General features: G+C 35.5%; 14 protein-coding genes. 1 reads left to right on the top strand and 13 read right to left on the bottom strand.

The genetic code is table 11. The features are described 5' to 3' along the window. Positions 1-53: 53 nt before the first annotated feature. The 12 genes from nagZ to ACN5L8_RS08700 all read right to left on the bottom strand — a co-directional run bounded on the left by nagZ (position 54) and on the right by ACN5L8_RS08700 (position 13930). Positions 54-1115 carry a beta-N-acetylhexosaminidase gene (gene nagZ / locus ACN5L8_RS08755; protein WP_419172833.1) on the bottom strand — a complete coding sequence of 354 codons (1062 nt, stop codon included), beginning with the start codon at positions 1113-1115 and terminating at the stop codon, positions 54-56. 15 nt (positions 1116-1130) lie between these two features. After that, positions 1131-1961 (bottom strand): ABC transporter permease, encoded by an 831-nt coding sequence (locus ACN5L8_RS08750; RefSeq protein WP_419172832.1) that lies wholly within the window; start codon positions 1959-1961, stop codon positions 1131-1133. Continuing rightward, on the bottom strand, positions 1961-2857 hold the full coding sequence (locus ACN5L8_RS08745; protein ID WP_419172831.1) for an ABC transporter permease: 897 nt from the start codon (positions 2855-2857) through the stop codon (positions 1961-1963). The genes ACN5L8_RS08750 and ACN5L8_RS08745 overlap by 1 nt, the downstream gene beginning before the upstream one ends. After that, positions 2854-3609, bottom strand: a complete 756-nt coding sequence (locus ACN5L8_RS08740) for a hypothetical protein (protein WP_419172830.1) — start codon at positions 3607-3609, stop codon at positions 2854-2856. Before ACN5L8_RS08740 ends, ACN5L8_RS08745 begins: the two co-directional genes overlap by 4 nt. 3 nt (positions 3610-3612) lie before the next feature. Further along, entirely contained in the window at positions 3613-4410 is a 798-nt protein-coding gene (locus tag ACN5L8_RS08735) for a hypothetical protein (RefSeq protein WP_120405567.1), read from the bottom strand. Positions 4411-4428: 18 nt separating this feature from the next. Continuing rightward, on the bottom strand, positions 4429-5469 hold the full coding sequence (locus ACN5L8_RS08730; RefSeq protein WP_021266421.1) for a rod shape-determining protein: 1041 nt from the start codon (positions 5467-5469) through the stop codon (positions 4429-4431). 21 nt (positions 5470-5490) lie between these two features. After that, positions 5491-6540, bottom strand: coding sequence for an AMP nucleosidase (locus tag ACN5L8_RS08725; RefSeq protein WP_114705833.1), 1050 nt, complete (start codon positions 6538-6540; stop codon positions 5491-5493). A gap of 354 nt (positions 6541-6894) precedes the next feature. Then, positions 6895-8874, bottom strand: a complete 1980-nt coding sequence (locus ACN5L8_RS08720) for an ABC transporter substrate-binding protein (RefSeq protein ID WP_419172829.1) — start codon at positions 8872-8874, stop codon at positions 6895-6897. A gap of 128 nt (positions 8875-9002) precedes the next feature. Beyond that, a complete protein-coding gene (dnaJ, locus tag ACN5L8_RS08715) occupies positions 9003-10145 on the bottom strand; it encodes a molecular chaperone DnaJ (RefSeq protein WP_419172828.1) in 1143 nt (380 codons plus the stop codon). 63 nt (positions 10146-10208) lie between these two features. Beyond that, positions 10209-12131, bottom strand: a complete 1923-nt coding sequence (dnaK, locus tag ACN5L8_RS08710; RefSeq protein ID WP_114705836.1) for a molecular chaperone DnaK — start codon at positions 12129-12131, stop codon at positions 10209-10211. A gap of 18 nt (positions 12132-12149) precedes the next feature. Then, complete coding sequence (gene grpE, locus ACN5L8_RS08705) at positions 12150-12722, bottom strand: nucleotide exchange factor GrpE (RefSeq protein WP_419172827.1); 573 nt, start codon at positions 12720-12722, stop codon at positions 12150-12152. Between the two features lie 107 nt (positions 12723-12829). Beyond that, on the bottom strand, positions 12830-13930 hold the full coding sequence (locus ACN5L8_RS08700) for a coproporphyrinogen-III oxidase family protein (RefSeq protein ID WP_419172826.1): 1101 nt from the start codon (positions 13928-13930) through the stop codon (positions 12830-12832). Between the two features lie 60 nt (positions 13931-13990). Between ACN5L8_RS08700 and ACN5L8_RS08695 the strand changes: the two genes are divergently transcribed. After that, positions 13991-16576, top strand: coding sequence for a M16 family metallopeptidase (locus ACN5L8_RS08695; RefSeq protein ID WP_120405569.1), 2586 nt, complete (start codon positions 13991-13993; stop codon positions 16574-16576). On the opposite strand, the gene ACN5L8_RS08690 is transcribed toward ACN5L8_RS08695, so the two are convergent. Continuing rightward, positions 16560-17090 (bottom strand): hypothetical protein, encoded by a 531-nt coding sequence (locus tag ACN5L8_RS08690; protein WP_412473889.1) that lies wholly within the window; start codon positions 17088-17090, stop codon positions 16560-16562. The genes ACN5L8_RS08695 and ACN5L8_RS08690 overlap by 17 nt on opposite strands. Positions 17091-17139: the final 49 nt, after the last annotated feature.

Below are 17139 nucleotides of genomic sequence, written 5' to 3'. Positions count from 1 at the left end.
TGATTTCAAGCAGTTAGAGGCAATTATGGCCAGTTGAGTTAGGCCGAGAAAAACTATGCCTGACTAACCTGCTCAACGAGATTATGATTCTCCGCTGTTCCTACCTGACCTGCGACATCAGGAATATAAATAGGAGAATAATTTGAAAGATACTTCTTCTTAAGTTCAAGAATTCGTTCATATCGACTCGAAACTTCCTGCGGAGTAAATTCCCCACTATTAACGGCATCCTTCACATACTCATATGCACTACGACAAGCTTCAAATGAACGATATTCAATAAGATCAGCCCCGGCCTTAAGTGCTTTTAGAGCAGCTTCACCAAGAGAGAGATCTTCAGAAATGGCCTTCATTTCCATATCATCGGTAATGATCACTTTTTTGAATTTAAGTTCTTCTCTAATAAGCTCATAGGCCTTAGGAGAAAATGTACATATATTTTCCTGATCAATTGAATCAACTTTAAGGTGCGCCATCATTACCATGTCAACTCTTGCTTTTACCGCTTTTACAAATGGTATAAATTCTTGCTCTCTTAATTGATCCAGTGATTTATTAACTATAGGAAGTTTAAAATGCGAATCCTCTAGAGTATCACCATGTCCTGGGAAGTGTTTTGCACAAGACATAATTCCAGAAGTCTGCTGTCCCCTAATCATTGCAGAAATATACTTACTAACATCATCAGCATTCTTACCAAATGCACGATCACCAATGACACTATTTTTAGGATTTGTAAAAATATCACAAACAGGCCCTAAATTGAGGTTAACACCACAACTTAATAATTCATTAGACATTAATTGAGAGATTTCAAAACAAAGCTTTGGAGACTCTTTCTTAGTAACATCTAACATAGATGGGATTTTAGTAAATCCATCTTTAAAGCGTTGAACTCGACCACCTTCATGATCAGTAGCGATAAAAAGAGGATAGTTATCACGTAGTGATTGAATATTATTAACAAGCTCTGCTAATTGTGCAGGAGATTCATAGTTATGTGAAAAAAGAATAACACCACCGATATTTTCTTTTTGAATAAACTGTTCTTCTTCAGCACTAAGCTGCTTACCTGAAATACCAGTTATAAATAATTGACCTAATTCTTTATTCATGTGCGTTTGCCTTTTTTAGTTCTTAAGCTTTGGATCTAAGTAATCTCTTAGACCATCACTAAATAGGTTTAATGAAATTATTAAACCAGTCATTAGTAAACTTGTAACAATAACAACGTGAGGCGCTTCAAGTAGTACAAGTTTGGCCATTGCCAAAATTGCTCCCCAAGAATACTCGCTAGCACCCAAGCCTAGAAAACCTAAACTTGCTTCACTTATTATAACCCCACTTATCCCTAAGACAAAGTGTATCGAAATTACAGGTATAATACTTGGTAAAATTGACTTATAAAATAAACGAAATTCACCTACACCAATTGCACGTGCACTTTCTACATAACCTAAATTAAGAACTCTCATCGTTTCACCACGGGCGATTCGCGCATAGCCTGGCCACGACGTAAATATTAAACATAGCACTAATCCCGAGAAAGATTGTCCAGAAAAAGACATAACTAGGATTGCTAGCAGAATACTTGGAAAAATGAAAATTAAGTTAGTTAACATATCCATTATTTCAGAAATAAACTTTATTCTAATTGCAGAAAGATAACCAATTACAATTCCAATAACGCAAGAGCTGATACTAATCAGTAAAGAGATACCAACTGTATATATCAGGCCAACACTTAATACTTTAAATAAGCTTCGACCATTAATATCAGTACCTAAAATATAGTCATGACTAAAAGGAGAAAATAACTCGTGTGAGATAATACTTTCAGGAATATAACTTCCACCATTAGTCATTAACCAACCAAAGGCCCAAAGAATATATAAAGATAAAATTGCACCACCAATTATAATTTCTTTATTAATTTTTCTTGTATGCTTTTTAGAACTCATTATGCAATCCTCGGATCAAGCTTTTCATTCACATAATCAACCATTACGTATACAAGCATATAAATTACAGTTGAATAAGCAATGACTCCTTGGACAAGCGGATAATCGCGATTATTTATTGCTTCAAATAGTAATGAGCCAAGTCCAGGAATATCAAAAATTGTTTCCGTGATTACTGTTCCCGCTAAAACGACTGACAACTGGATTGCTACAACATTTAAAATTGTTGGCATACATATCTTTATTAAGCGATAAATCACGGCCCTACTTGAAAGACCTTTTGCGTTTAATACTAGAACCCATAATTGAGACTCTTCTTCGAGATACTTATTTCGCATTACTCTTACAATAACTGATGATAGTGGAAGAACGAGTGTTACAACAGGAATTACCATATGTTTGTAAGACAACCACTGTGATACGGGAAAGATTCCAAGCCAAATTGAGAATACTAATACCAACATTGGTGCTAAAGAAAATATAGGAAATGAAAGTAAAGTTAGAGTTAAAACTCTTATTGAGGTATCTGGAAGTTTTGATTTTTTCACCGCTGCAACAACACCTACAATTACTCCAATAGGTGTCGCTAGAATAATTGATATTAGAGCAAGAACGAGTGTTGGGGATAAGTGTTCTTGAATTAAATTAACAACAGGCTTTTTCTTAACATAAGACTTACCCAAATCGAAAGTAAGAATTCCTTCAGCGAAGTCTACATATTGTGCAGGAATACTTTTATCTAAACCAAAGTCAGCTCTTACCTTATGGACTTCTTCGACTTTAGCCTCAGGACCTAAAAGTCTTTCGACAGGATCACCCGGTGTTAATCTAAGTGCAAAAAAGATTGTTGTAATGGCAAAAAATAATGTCAGTAATGACTTTAAAAATAATTTCATTCAATAATCTCTTTTGTTAATCCCTGCGCTGCCCAGTAATGGCCGACAAGGTTTAGATTCTTATTCAAGGTATAAACAATTGATTGTCCTCCCACCGAAAGAAGGAATCGATAATTGCCTTTCTTATCAAAACTATCAAAAGTTAAAACAGCTTTAGAAACAATTTCTTTAGGCATATTGATATATTGTTCTTGAAAGTATGGGTAGCTTTCCCAAAGGACATGAAAAGACATATCACCATTTCTTTTCTCAATTGCTTTGCTTATAAAGCCAGAGATCTTCGCACATTCAATTAAGTTTGAATAAAAGCATAGAGCTTTTATATCATCTGTAAATTTATATCTCTTTTGACCAAGCCACTTATATTCTGGAGAATTTAAATTATAAACAATCTCTCTTCTTCTCCAGTCCACCTTACCTCTTACAGTATAAGTATCCTTATTTAAATAATATGTTGATTCATATTCAAAAGGTGCCAAGAATTCAACCTTGGGCATGATTTCTCTTTTCTTAGAAATTGTTATTGTTTTTTCAAATGCATTATTCTCATTATGCATTGATACAACTTCAATTTTTTTGATAAAACTATTGTTTTTTCCAAAGCCTGTCCTAGTCTTAACTAGATACTCACCACTTACTTCGACTTGTTTAAAACGAATCTCAGCAGGTTTAAGTTCAACGCTTTTTTCTAAGCTCATAAGTGAGCAAGATGTAATAAAGAATAAGTTTATAAGGACTAGAAGTCGTAACATGGACTACTCCTGAGACTGTTGATTTATATACTTATTAAATTCCTCATCAAGTGAAGTTAAAATAATAGACTTGTCATCTAACTCATCTAGGTAATTCTTTAAGTCCTCACCTGCTTCAAAGTGAACACCAATTTTTTTCATAGGAATATTATCGAGTCTAAAATTCACATAGTCGATATCATAAACCTTTTGAATATTTTTAATATCAAATGACTTTTTCTCTAATACTAAAGTACCAATAGAGAATCGCTTATTTTCGTAGTTTTTAAAATCTTGCAATGACATTACAAATGAAGCACCAGAATTTGAGACATCAACTAATTTTGCTCCCCTAAACTCTGGGAAGTCATCTAAACTACTTGAGAAGTCTTTAATAAAAGATTCTTCTTTATTCTTTGCCTTATTGAAGTGAAGGATATTATCTGGCCCTTCGTTTTGAACCTCTTCATCGATGACATCAAAGTATAAATATGAAGAAGTCATATAAGAAACATTAAACCTCATATCTTCTCTTCTCTCGCTTCGGTAAACCTTACCTTTTAAAGTAATTCGATCAGAGTCTATCTCTCCTTTGAAGAAATAGCTCATTTGTCGAAGCGTAAATGTCGCCATCACTTCACCCTGAATATGAACGCCTTCTTCAACGGTAAGAACGTTACCATCAATTCCATTAATTAGAACAGAAGAGACCTGTTGTGAATTGGTCCAAATTTTCAGTTTATTTTTTGTGGCAACAAGCTCTCTGATTTTTAAATTAATATCAGAGAGCTCTAATTCGATGAATAGTTTTTCAGAATTCAAAATATAACCTATGCCTAATTAAGAAAGAGTCGCAACTTGCTTAAGCAGGTCAATTGACTCAAGTGCCTTACCACATCCACGAACTACACATGTAAGAGGATCTTCAGCAAGAGCAACAGGTAATCCTGTTCTTTCTTTAATAAGTACATCTAGGTTAGCAAGAAGTGATCCACCACCAGCTAGGATGATTCCGTTATCAACGATATCAGCTGCAAGCTCAGGAGGTGTTTTCTCTAATGAAGTTTTAATTGCTTCAACAACTTCAGCAATAGGATCAGAAAGTGCATCTCTAATCTCATCCGAAGTTACCTCAATAATTTTCGGAGCTCCAGCGACAAGGTCACGCCCCTTAACTTCATATGTTCTTACTTCATCATCAAAAGGATATGCATTACCAATCGACATTTTGATTTGCTCTGCAGTTCTTTCACCAATTAATAATGAATACTTTTTCTTAATGTATGAAGCAATTGCCTCATCAAATTTATCACCTGCTACTCTTTCTGATTGTGAGTAAACAATCCCACCTAAAGAGATAACGGCAACTTCAGTAGTACCACCACCGATATCAACAATCATATTCCCTGATGGTTCAGTAATTGGAAGTCCTGCACCAATTGCTGCAGCCATCGGCTCTTCAATAAGATAAACTTCTCTTGCACCAGCCTGCTCAGCTGATTCCTTTACTGCGCGTTTTTCAACTTGAGTAATACCAAATGGAATACAAATGATAATTCTAGGTTTTACTAACTTAGAACCTGATAGTGATTTTTGGATGAAATACTTAAGCATGGCACCTGTTACTTCAAAGTCAGCAATAACACCGTCTCTCATTGGACGGATCGCTTGAATTGAACCAGGTGTACGACCAAGCATTTGCTTTGCTTCTGCACCGACAGCAAGAACTTTTGATCCAGTTCCTTTATATCCTTGGTGAACAGCAACAACTGAAGGTTCATTAACAATGATCCCTCTATCTTTTGCGTAAACTAGAATGTTTGCAGTCCCTAAATCAATTGCTAAATCGTTTGAGAAGAAATTAAAAAATTGCTTTAACATTTCATATTCCTTTATAAAATTTTACCAATGATAATGTCTGATATTCTCACCGCGCTCAGCAATGTCTGCCATAGCTTCAATCCCTAATTCAATGTGAATATCTGTATACTTTCTGAAGACTGATTTAGCAGACTTCTTCGTTTTAATACCATCTTTAGTCATTGGACAATCGGAGATTAAAAGTAGTGCTCCAATATTTACCTTACTAACAAAACAAGAAACAAAAAGTGCCGCTGTTTCCATTTCAACTGCTAAAACTCTTTGCTCGATTAATCGTTCTTTGAAGCGATCATCAAACTCCCAAAAACGGTAATCTGTAGAGTGGATCGTTCCAGTACGGTAATCGTGTCCATGTTCTAATAATATTTGAGAAACAAATTTTTGTACTTTAAATGTTGGAAGGGCAGGAACTTCCCTAGGAAGAAAGTGCTCAGTAACACCTTCTGCTCGAATCGAGGCAATAGGTAGAACAAAGTCACCAACTTTAAGTGATGGGTGCACTGAACCAGCTAATCCTAAAAACAGAACGGCCTTCGGTTGAATTACTGAAATTAATTCACCAATTAATGCGGCCATTGCAGCACCAACACCAAACTCAATAATTGTTACTTTGGCTTTCTTTGAACTCGATGCCTTAAATGCAGAACCCTGCGTATAAATATGATCATCTAATAGTGCATTAAATCTTTCTACGTAGTAGTGAAAGTTCGTAAGAATAATCTGTTGCTGAAAATCACCAAAATCATGGCCCGTATAACGCTCGAGCATATCAATTGCAATCTTACGCTTGTCTTCATTCCAATGAATTCTTCTGGCACGAAGGGCAGCCTTCTTCATCTCTAGGTTTGCACCTAAATCTGTAGTATCCCTTTTTGACTTTATTGATAGTTCATCTACAAATGCAGACGATAAACTAGGCTTACTACTCTTAGTAGAAGTTTTCTTACGTGAAGTTTTTTTCTTTACAACTTTTTTCTTAGTTGCTTTTTTAGCGGCTTTTTTGCCAACTTTTTTCTTAGAAGTGGCAGTCGCCTTCTTCTTTGAAGCTGTTTTTTTCTTTGCAGCGCACATTCCATTACACCTTTTAATAGCAATCCATTTGCTTATATTATGTAAAATGTACCATTTAGGTCGTTTTATTGACAACTAATAAAAACATTTAGGGACAAAGCTCCCCTTCAAATCAGTGAAAATGGTACTTAGTACTTGTCAAAATCATTATTTTTAACTAGTATAACTGAACTATTTTCTAACACTACGCAAAAGGAAAAATTATGGGTGCAGGTAGAAAGAAGACTATTGCAAAGATGAGTAAGAAAAGAGCTCAACTTAAGAAAAAAGCTAGAATCTTACGTAGAATCAACGCTGCTAAAGCAAAGAAGTAATATAACTGACGCCCAAGGCGTCAGTTTCCTACTTCTTATTTTATTCCCCAATCGATTTTTCAGTAGTGAAGTTCACTTTATTTAGCCTTCCTCTATAAAGGCTCATTAAACTCATTTCTTTCATCCAAACATCATCTTGTAGACGCCAAGACCCAGTAATACCAGCAACTTTTTGTGCATTCATAACTGTAGACTCTAATTCGTCTCGACTATTAAATTCACCTAAAGATAGAATATTTGCCGCTAGAGACATACTTTCAAAACCGAGAATTTCAACAACTCCTGGCCTTTGGTCATAACGTCTTTGAAAGCTTGAAACAAAAGCTGAATCTGTTTTTGGTACCTCAGAGTCAACAAATAGTAACTTTCCAAGTTTAGAAGCTTCACGAGAGATACGACGTGAACGCCAATTCGGACCACCAACAAGAGTTACATTGAAAGCATCATAGTAATTAAATGACGGTATCAACTGAAGAGCATCGTTAGGTGCTGCAGGTAAAAGAACCCAGTCAAAGTCAACAATTGGCCCAAGTGTTTGGACACGTCTAATTGTTGTATTCCCCTCAAGCTTATGTACTTCTTTTAGAAGATCATATTCTTCCTGTCTTTCACGAGTAAAGTATAGGCCTAAGACCTTTGCTACAGTGGAGCGATGATCTGTTTGATTGTGATCAAAAGATTGAATACTTACAATTTCAGCTCCTGACTTCTCGGCCATCTTCCACGCTGAATCAACATATGCATAGCCACTTTCTGTATTAGGATAAATAATAGAAACTTTATTTCCATACTTTGATAAATATTTTTCAGAAAAAAGAAGGGAAACTTGAGACTCAACAGAGCCTGGTACCTCTATTAAGAGATGATTCTTTTCATCTTTATTCGTATAGATTTGAGATAATGAAATAAAGAATGCCCCATACTTTCTTGCAGCTTCATACTCTGCTCTTGCTTCATCTTTTAAAAGGCCACCAATAACAATTGAAGAGTTTTCACGCTCAATCATCTCTCTAACTTTCTCTTTACCTACGATTGCACTACCCATGCTATCAAAAATCTTAATTTGTATTGGTTGAAAGTTAGGTTTATTGCTATTTCTTTCGTTATACTTTCTTACTGCGTGATCAATTCCAGCTAATGCCCTTTTACCAAATTTACTCTTATCACCTGTTAAAGGAAGGACAACACCTATTGATTGCATATTGATCTTGCTATACTTCTTTAACATTTCAAATCGAGTTGAAACAAGAGCTAAGATCTCAGGGAACATTCCAAAGTTAGACTGCATCCAACTTCCAACTTCTTGCGCCTTAGTTTTATTTCCTTCATTGATAAGTTGCTCAACTTCTAAATATGATAAATATGCACAAACAAACTCTTTGCCTTCTTTAAAGTCTTGAACAATCTTCACTCTTTGCGATTGATCAACAATAAAGTATTGAGTAACTAATTGTGGATAGAACTTATTATTCTTTAAGTCTTCAACTGTCGTCGCACCTGCATTAAGCCATAAAAGAGAATCTAATGCGACAGTTTGAAAGTCTAGTTCCTTAGAGACGCGATATCTTAACTTATGAAAGTTTTCGAGATCTCGATTTAAAAGATAACGAGAGTCAGTACCATCAAGTGTTTTGAATGTGTTCTCAAGATCATCTAATTTATAATAACTACTCGCTAGGTTAAGTCTAATCTGAGCACTTAACTCTCCATCTTCTTGAGAGCTATTAAGGGCCAAATTGAATTGAAAAATAGCTTGTTCAAAGTTGCCGTTTGAATAATTAATGACACCAATTAAGTTATTCTTTGTTGCAAGTTCTGCAGGCTTCAATTTTGCATCTTGGATATTATTTAACTGTTGAAGAGCGACATCTTTTTGCCCTTCCACAAAACTCTTTTTTGCTACATCAAATTTAGCGAGAAATTGTTTTGTATATAAGTGAGAAGTGTCGCGATTAATCATTTGGATTCCGCTACAACTCACAAGAAATGTAATTACAATTAGTGAAATGTATTTAAACATAATAGACCTTTTTTAATTTATTCAGTGTCTATTTTATTTGAAATAGGGATAGATGAAAACAGGAGAAATAAAAAGATAAAAACAATAATGGGAGACTAAAACACTCAGTCTCCCATTCATATAATAAATTAACTAAACAATTCTTTAACTTTATCAATGAAACCATGGCTCATTGGATGACATTGCTTTCCTTCTAGCTTAGCAATTTGTTCCAAAAGCTCTTTATGTTCCTTTGATAACTTTGTTGGTGTTTCAACATGAACAGTTAAAATTGCATCACCTGTACCATAACCACCAAGCTTTTGAATCCCTTTGCCTTTAAGTCTCATCTTCTTACCTGATTGAGTACCAGCAGGCAGGTCAACAACAACCTTTCCATCAAGAGTTGGAACTTCTACTTCAGCACCAAGAGCAGCCTGTGAAAAGCTAATTGGTACAGTATAATGAACGTTAAAACCATCGCGCTTGAAGATTTCATGCTCTTTTACATCTACAACAATGTAAAGATCACCATTTGGGCCACCCTGAGCACCAGCATCTCCTTCACCAGATAGTTTTAATCTCTGTCCATGATCAATACCTGCAGGGATTGTTACTTCAAGTTCAACTTTTTTCTTCTTGCGTCCTTGACCATGACAAGTACCACAAGGATCTTTAATCATTGTTCCTGAACCATGACATTTAGGACAAGTTGAAGCTACAGTGAAAAAACCTTGCTGACGTCTTACTTCACCAGCTCCATGACACATATCACAACTAGTTGGTTCTGAGCCTTCTTTTGCACCAGAGCCTTTACAAGTTTCACAAGTTGTTTCTTTATTAATTGAAACTGTCTTCTTAGCACCAAATGCCGCTTCTTCAAAAGTTACACCTACGGCCATTTGAAGATCATTACCAGGTACACCCTGACGACGACGTCCGCCACGACGACCTCGGCCTCCGCCCATCATGTCACCAAAAATGTCTCCAAAAATATCACCTAGGTCACCAAAGTCGCCAAATCCACCTTGGAATCCACCACCACCGAATCCACCGGCTTGGCCGTTTACTCCAGCGTGTCCAAACTGATCATATCTTTGGCGCTTACCTTCATCGAGTAGTACTTCTGCTGCCTCTGAAGCTTCTTTAAACTTTGCTTCTGCTTCAGCATTATCGGGATTACGATCGGGATGATATTTCATTGCAAGCTTACGATAAGCTTTCTTTATTTCATTTTTGTCTGCGCTTTTTGAGACACCCAGAACATCGTAATAATCTCTTTTATCACTCATAACTTTTTCTCTTTATTACGAAAAAGGGAGCACACTGCTCCCTTCCTCAATTTTATCTTTTAATTAAACTTCTTTGAAGTCAGCATCGACAACATCGTCATCTTGCTTATCATTTCCAGCATTAGCTCCAGCATCTGCACCGGCTTCTGGACCAGCTTGCTGTGCACCTGCATCAGCACCTGGTTGTTGGTACATTTGTTGAGCTACTGCATGAGAAGCATTCGTTAGAGCTTCTTGAGCTGCTTTTAACTCATCAAGGTTTTCTGATTGAAGTTTTCCTTTCGCTTCATTGATCGCAGCTTCTAGCTTTGATTTATCGTCGTCAGAAATTTTACCTTCACCGTCCTTAATCATTTTTTCACAGCTTAAAATAAGAGCATCTAAACTATTTCTTGTATCAACAAGTTCACGAGCTTTCTTATCCGCTTCCTTGTTTGCTTCTGCTTCAGCTACCATTCTTTCAACTTCTTCATCTGAAAGACCTGAACCAGCAGTAATCTTAATCTCTTGAGATTTACCAGTTGCTTTATCAACAGCTGAAACATTTACGATACCGTTAGCATCGATGTCAAAAGTAACTTCAATTTGTGGTACACCTCTTGGAGCTGGTGCAATTCCACTTAGATCGAAACGTCCTAGAGACTTATTGTCTTTAGCAAATTCACGTTCACCTTGGCATACGTGAATTGTAACAGCTGGCTGGTTATCAACAGCAGTTGAGAAAGTTTGAGACTTTTTCGTTGGAATAGTCGTGTTCTTCTCAATAAGAGTTGTCATTACACCACCAAGAGTTTCAATCCCTAGTGTAAGAGGTGTTACGTCTAGAAGAAGTACATCTTTAACGTCACCAGCTAGTACACCACCTTGGATTGCAGCACCTGCAGCTACAACTTCATCTGGGTTAACTCCTTTTGAAGCTTCTTTACCAAAGATTTCTTTAACTCTTTCTTGTACCGCTGGAATACGAGTTGAACCACCAACAAGGATTACCTCATCAATTTCATTCTTCTCAAGTCCAGAGTCTTCAAGACAAGTTAAACATGGCTTAGCAAGAGCAGTTAAGTGATCTGCAATTAGTGATTCAAACTTAGCTCTTGAAAGGTTTACATTTAAGTGTTTTGGACCTGAAGCATCTGCAGTAATGAATGGAAGGTTAACATCTGTTGAGTTAACATTCGATAGTTCATGCTTTGCTTTTTCAGCAGCTTCTTTAAGTCTTTGAAGTGCCATTTGGTCTTTTCTTAAGTCAATTCCTTCTTGCTTTTGAAATTCTTCAGCAAGGAAGTTAATGATATTTTCATCAAAGTTCTCACCACCTAAGAAAGTGTCTCCGTTAGTTGCTTTAACTTCGAATACACCATCAGATGTGATTTCAAGAATTGAGATATCAAAAGTACCACCACCAAGGTCAAATACAGCAATATTCTTATCTTGCTTAGAGTCTAATCCATAAGCTAGTGCCGCTGCTGTTGGCTCATTAATAATTCTTTTAACTTCAAGACCTGCAATTTTACCAGCGTCTTTTGTTGCTTGTCTTTGTGAATCGTTAAAGTAAGCAGGAACTGTAATAACTGCTTCTGTAACAGTTTCGCCTAAGTAGTCTTCAGCTGCTTTCTTAAGCTTTTGAAGAACTTTTGCTGAAATTTCTTGTGGTGCCATTGCTTTACCGTCAACTTTAACCCAAGCGTCACCATTATCATTTGCGTAAATTTCAAATGGAGCTACATCAGCAAATTGCTTAGCTTCTGGCGTATCAAACTTACGACCGATAAGTCTTTTGATACCGTATAGTGTTTTTGATGGATTTGTTACCGCTTGTCTTTTGGCAACTTGTCCAACAAGAGTTTCACCGTTGTTTGCGAATCCAATTACAGATGGTGTTGTATTATGCCCTTCTGCATTTGGTACAATTTTGTACTTTCCATTCTCAAGAACTGATACACATGAGTTAGTTGTTCCTAAGTCGATTCCAATAATTTTTCCCATTATAATCTCCTTTATATATTAGTTTTTAGCTACTACTACTTTTGCTGCTCTAATCACTCTACCATTTAGTGAGTAACCATTTTGATATGTCTGAATTATTTCTTGATCTTCCTTTCCTTCAGCTGGCATCTGTGCCATAGCTTCATGGAAATGAGGGTCAAATGTTTTTCCATCAGTTTCAATAAGCTCTAATCCATTATTTTTTAGACAATCTAAAAACTGGTTTTTAACCATATCTACACCAGTGAAAATATTTTTAACTTTTTCGTCTTCATCATTTTCAATGGCCTGAAGTGTTCTTTCTAAATTATCAACAACATCAAGAAGGCCTATCATAACTTTTTCAGTTCCAAATTTCATTTGGTCCTGTAGCTGTTTTTCATGGCGTCTTTTTAAGTTTTCCATTTCAGCGGCTACATAATAGAACTTATCTTTAAATTCCATAAGCTCTTTCATCTCTTCAGAGATTTCTTGCTCACCATCTGTAGTTTCTTCCTCAGCAACTTGAGCCTCTTCATTTTCTTTAGCTTCAAGCTCTACTTCTTTTTCATTTTTATTTTCATTTTCATCATTAACTTGAGTTTCTGACATCTTTAACTACCTCTTTAAATTTATCTCTAATCATAAGATGGGAGCATATGGCCTAGTGTCAATGGCGAGGATAAATATTTTTTAAGATAAAGACTAAGTATCTAGAATTACTTAGATGTTTTAAAGATTTCATCCATTATTGAATCAAGGATGAGAAAGCCGCGGGACGTTAGATTAAATTTATTCACTCCAACCATGGCCAATCCGTCCTTCTTTAACTTTTGAACGTATTCGCTAAGATCACCCCAGTACTGATCCTTTATAGGAAAGCCGACACTAGAGCGTAAGTTCATATAGAGCCTCTCTATTTGATACTCATCCTCTGATAGTCTTTCTTCAACAACCTGAGCATCCTTGGTTTTCCACTTGTATCGATATCGTGTATTTTGGATAAGGCCTGTAGCTGATGGACCTAGCGCTGCAACAGATCTCATGCGCCAATAATTTAAATTATGCTCAGAGGCTTTCGAGCGCTTTGCAAAGTTTGAAACTTCATAGTGTTCAAAGCCATTGATAGAAAGGAACTGAGCAACTTTTGTATATTCATCACTTATCCACTCATCATCTGGTAGATCTTGAAAATATTTATAATGCTTAGGAACTGTTAATATATACAGGCTAATATGACTTGGATTATACGTTAAGATTTCAGTTAACTCTGAAATGATATCGCGATTGTATTTTTTTGAAAAAGGCAGACCTATCATAAAGTCGACAGAGAAATTATACTGACCTTCTTTAAAAAACTTTAGAGTATTATGCACATCATCCACGTTATGGACTCTATCGATTATTTTTAAAAAATTCGAATCAAGAGACTGAATTCCTAAAGAGTAGCGATTAACTCCAATATTTCGCCAAGCTTCAAGCCCATCCTTAGTCCATGCTCCAGGGTTTACCTCAAGGGTAAATTCATTTTTTTCACAGAAAGAAATATTATTTTTTTCCATCCATTTACCTAAGAATTTTGCCCCTTCGATTCCCCATAGACTTGGTGTTCCGCCACCAATATAGAGCGTTTCAAGCTTTTTCAAAGTAGCGTTATTGTCTGTTAAAATCTCTTGATGCTTTTTAGACATCTGGGAAAACAAAGACTCAAATTCTTCTAATTGTGCCTCATCTTCCTTTATAGACTTATAAAAGTCACAATAATTGCAAAGATGGCGGCAAAAAGGAAAATGTATATATAGTGACTTTATTTCTTCCATATTAATTTTGTCCTTCACAGACTATAATTAACTGATACCTAAATATAAAAGGCTATGTAAATGAAATATGAAATAGAAAGACTAAAAAATGGTTTAGAAGTAATTTTTGTCGATGTTCCAGGTAATACGAGTGCATCAGTTCAAATTTGGTTCAGGGCCGGATCAACTTTAGAAGATAAGAGTAATTTTGGAATTGCTCACTTTTTAGAGCACATGTTTTTCAAAGGTACTAAGAAGAGACCTGGAGCTAAAATTGCTCACGATGTAGAATCATATGGTGGAGAAATAAATGCATTCACTTCATTTGATTACACTTGTTACTATATAAACTCACCAATAGCCTACTTTAATAATTCAATCGATATTGTAATGGATATGGTTTCCAACCCTATGTTTAAAGAAGAGGACCTAATACCGGAAAGAGAAGTCGTCTTTGAAGAATATCGAAGAAGTCAGGACAATCCAGGACAATTTTCTTTTCAAAGAATTCAAGAAATGTCTTTTAAGGGGGGGTATGCTCATCCTATTTTAGGAAATGAGAATACGATTAAGAACTTCACTAGAGAACAATTAACAGAGTTTAGAAATAGCCACTATAATAACGCCAATGCTTTTTTAGTTGTTGCCGGTGATTTGAGCGAAAAAGAAAAATACAAAAAAACGATTGAGTCTTATCACCTACCAGAAGGTTCTTTTTCTGAGCGTCCTTCTTTTAGCTTGCAAAAGAAATCAACAATTGAAATTCATAAAAAAGATGTCAGAATGTGCCAGCTAACAATGGCCATCGAATGCCCTCCAATGAAATCAAATGGAGCCGCTGCTGAAGATCTTGCCTACAATGCTTTAGGCTACGGAGAAACATCTCCACTATATAAGAACCTCGTTCTACGAAACACTCTTGCTAATAACTGTACTTCATCTTCTATGTTCTTTGCTGATGGTGGTATACACTTTTTGAGAATAAACTTTCCAAAAGAAAATTATCAAAAAGTTATGTCAGAATTAGAAAAAACAATTTCAGAAGTTTCAACAGTCGGCCTAAAAGAAAGTGATATTAAAAAAATTAAGAATCAATATGTCGCTGCTAAAATTTATGAAAAAGAATCTCTTGAGTCATATGCGTTTTCTCTAGGAAGTAGTTATGCTGGAGCAAAAGACCTAGATGTTGAACAAGAATTTATCGATAAGATCAGAAAGATTAGCTTAAAAGAAGTTAATAAGAAATATTCTGAAATTTTTGGGCGATCAATACATTTAAGCCTACAGCTTCCAAATGACTTAAAGCCACAGGAATTTAAACCTAGACTCACTGAATTTAAAAAGAAACTTGCTCAGATCAAGAAGACAGGAAAAGATAATACAATTAAATCTACAAAGTCTAAATATGATCCAGCAACTCAAGTCATTGAAGTTAAGCCAGGAATTAAACTTTTATATCGTTATAACTCTATTACGCCTACGTTTGTAATGCATGCATACCTAAAAGGTGGGCTAGTTGATGAAACATTGAAGACAAATGGTCTCTACAGCTTAATGAGTTCGCAATTAACAAAAGGCTATAAAGGCCTATCGTATGAAAAGCTCAAGCTAGACCTTGATAGTCGCTCAACAATGTTCAATAGCTTCTCTGGAAAGAATGCCTACGGAATAACAATGCATGGTCAGATCGAACACTTTTCTGACTTATCGAAGCATTTTTTCAAATCACTTATAACTCCATCTTTTCAATCAAAGAGCTTAAATCATGAGAAGAAGCTAATCCTAAGAACGATTGAGGCCAATAAAGCAGATCCAACAAGGCAATGCTTTACCGAAGCAACTAATATATTATTTAAAGGACATCCTTATTCTCTTTCTACAATTGGAAATGAGAAATCAATAAGATCCATAAAAAAAGATGACCTCATAAAAAAGCATGAAAAAAATCTAAAATCAAAAGAGATGCTTATCACATTCTGTGGAGACTTAAGTGTTGAAGAGGTTTTAGAAAAGGTTGAATTCTATTTTTCTGACTTAAAACCGAGAAAAGAAAAGAAAAAAGAAATTAAAAAAATTGAAAAAATAAAAACTCTTAATAAGCATATCGATTTCGACCGCGAACAAACACAGATATTGATCGCAACACAAACAAAGAAGCTAACGGCAAAAGAAAATGTAGTTTTCAAAATGCTAACAACTCACCTTTCCGGACAATCTTCAGAGCTTTTTGTCGATGTTAGAGATAGAAAAGGTCTATGCTATGTTGCTCAACCAATTCACATGAATGCACTTGAAGCTGGTTACTGGGGAATTTACATGGCAAGTGGGCATGACAAGACATTGGAAGCAATTGATGCCATAAATTCGATCTTGGCCAAAATTCAAAGAGAGGGACTATCAAAGTCCAACTTCAATAGAATAAAGAAAATGATTGAGGGTCAAAATCAACTTAATCTTCAAGTTAACGATGACTATGCTAACGTATATTCAGTACCTACTTTACATGGACTTGGATCTGATTACTTTTATAAAGCAAATAAAGAAATTAGTGATTTTAAACACGAGGACTTTCAAAGAATTGTAAAAAAAGTTCTAAGTCAGAACTGGATTACAATTACAGTGGGTAAACCATTAGATAAAGAAATGTCTCCTAAGATACGTCTTTAGCGAAGAGCAAAAACTGCTCTTCGTTTAAATTACAATCACTTTGTAAAAGGCTCATCATATTTGTTAATTCATGAAATTGCTTTGAAAAGTGTTGGAAGAAACCTTTATAGTCGTAGAATGATTCTTGATAACTATCGAGCTTTCGATAAGCTGTTCGTCCAATCTCACAATAATAATTGATATCGATGATCTTCTCATTTATTGAATTAGAGAAATATCCACATAAAAACAAAGCTGTATCACCAATGTCTCTAAGCTCTCTTCTTTTTTCTGACTCAGAAAGGCCTTCGCTTTTTAACAACTTAATTCCCAAAGTCTTTTCTCGTACCCTGCCATCCTCTTGTTTTTCAAAATACTGATTAGATAAACTAAAACGATCCATAACAAGTGATGAATAATAAATAGATAAATCTGGTAAGGGTTCTTGTCGCTTCTGATTTATTCGATGCAGCTCATCAAAGAAGTAAGCTTGAAGCGAGGCCTCTAGGCAAATACTTGAGTTACTCTTCTTCATATTCTCCTCCATCTTCTTAATTATATCGCAATAACTTAACGCTGCACAA

Source organism: Halobacteriovorax sp. (assembly GCF_048381875.1).
Taxonomy (GTDB): domain Bacteria; phylum Bdellovibrionota; class Bacteriovoracia; order Bacteriovoracales; family Bacteriovoracaceae; genus Halobacteriovorax_A; species Halobacteriovorax_A vibrionivorans.
Note: the sequence above shows the minus strand (reverse complement) of the source record. Positions and strands in the feature narration are given on the sequence as shown.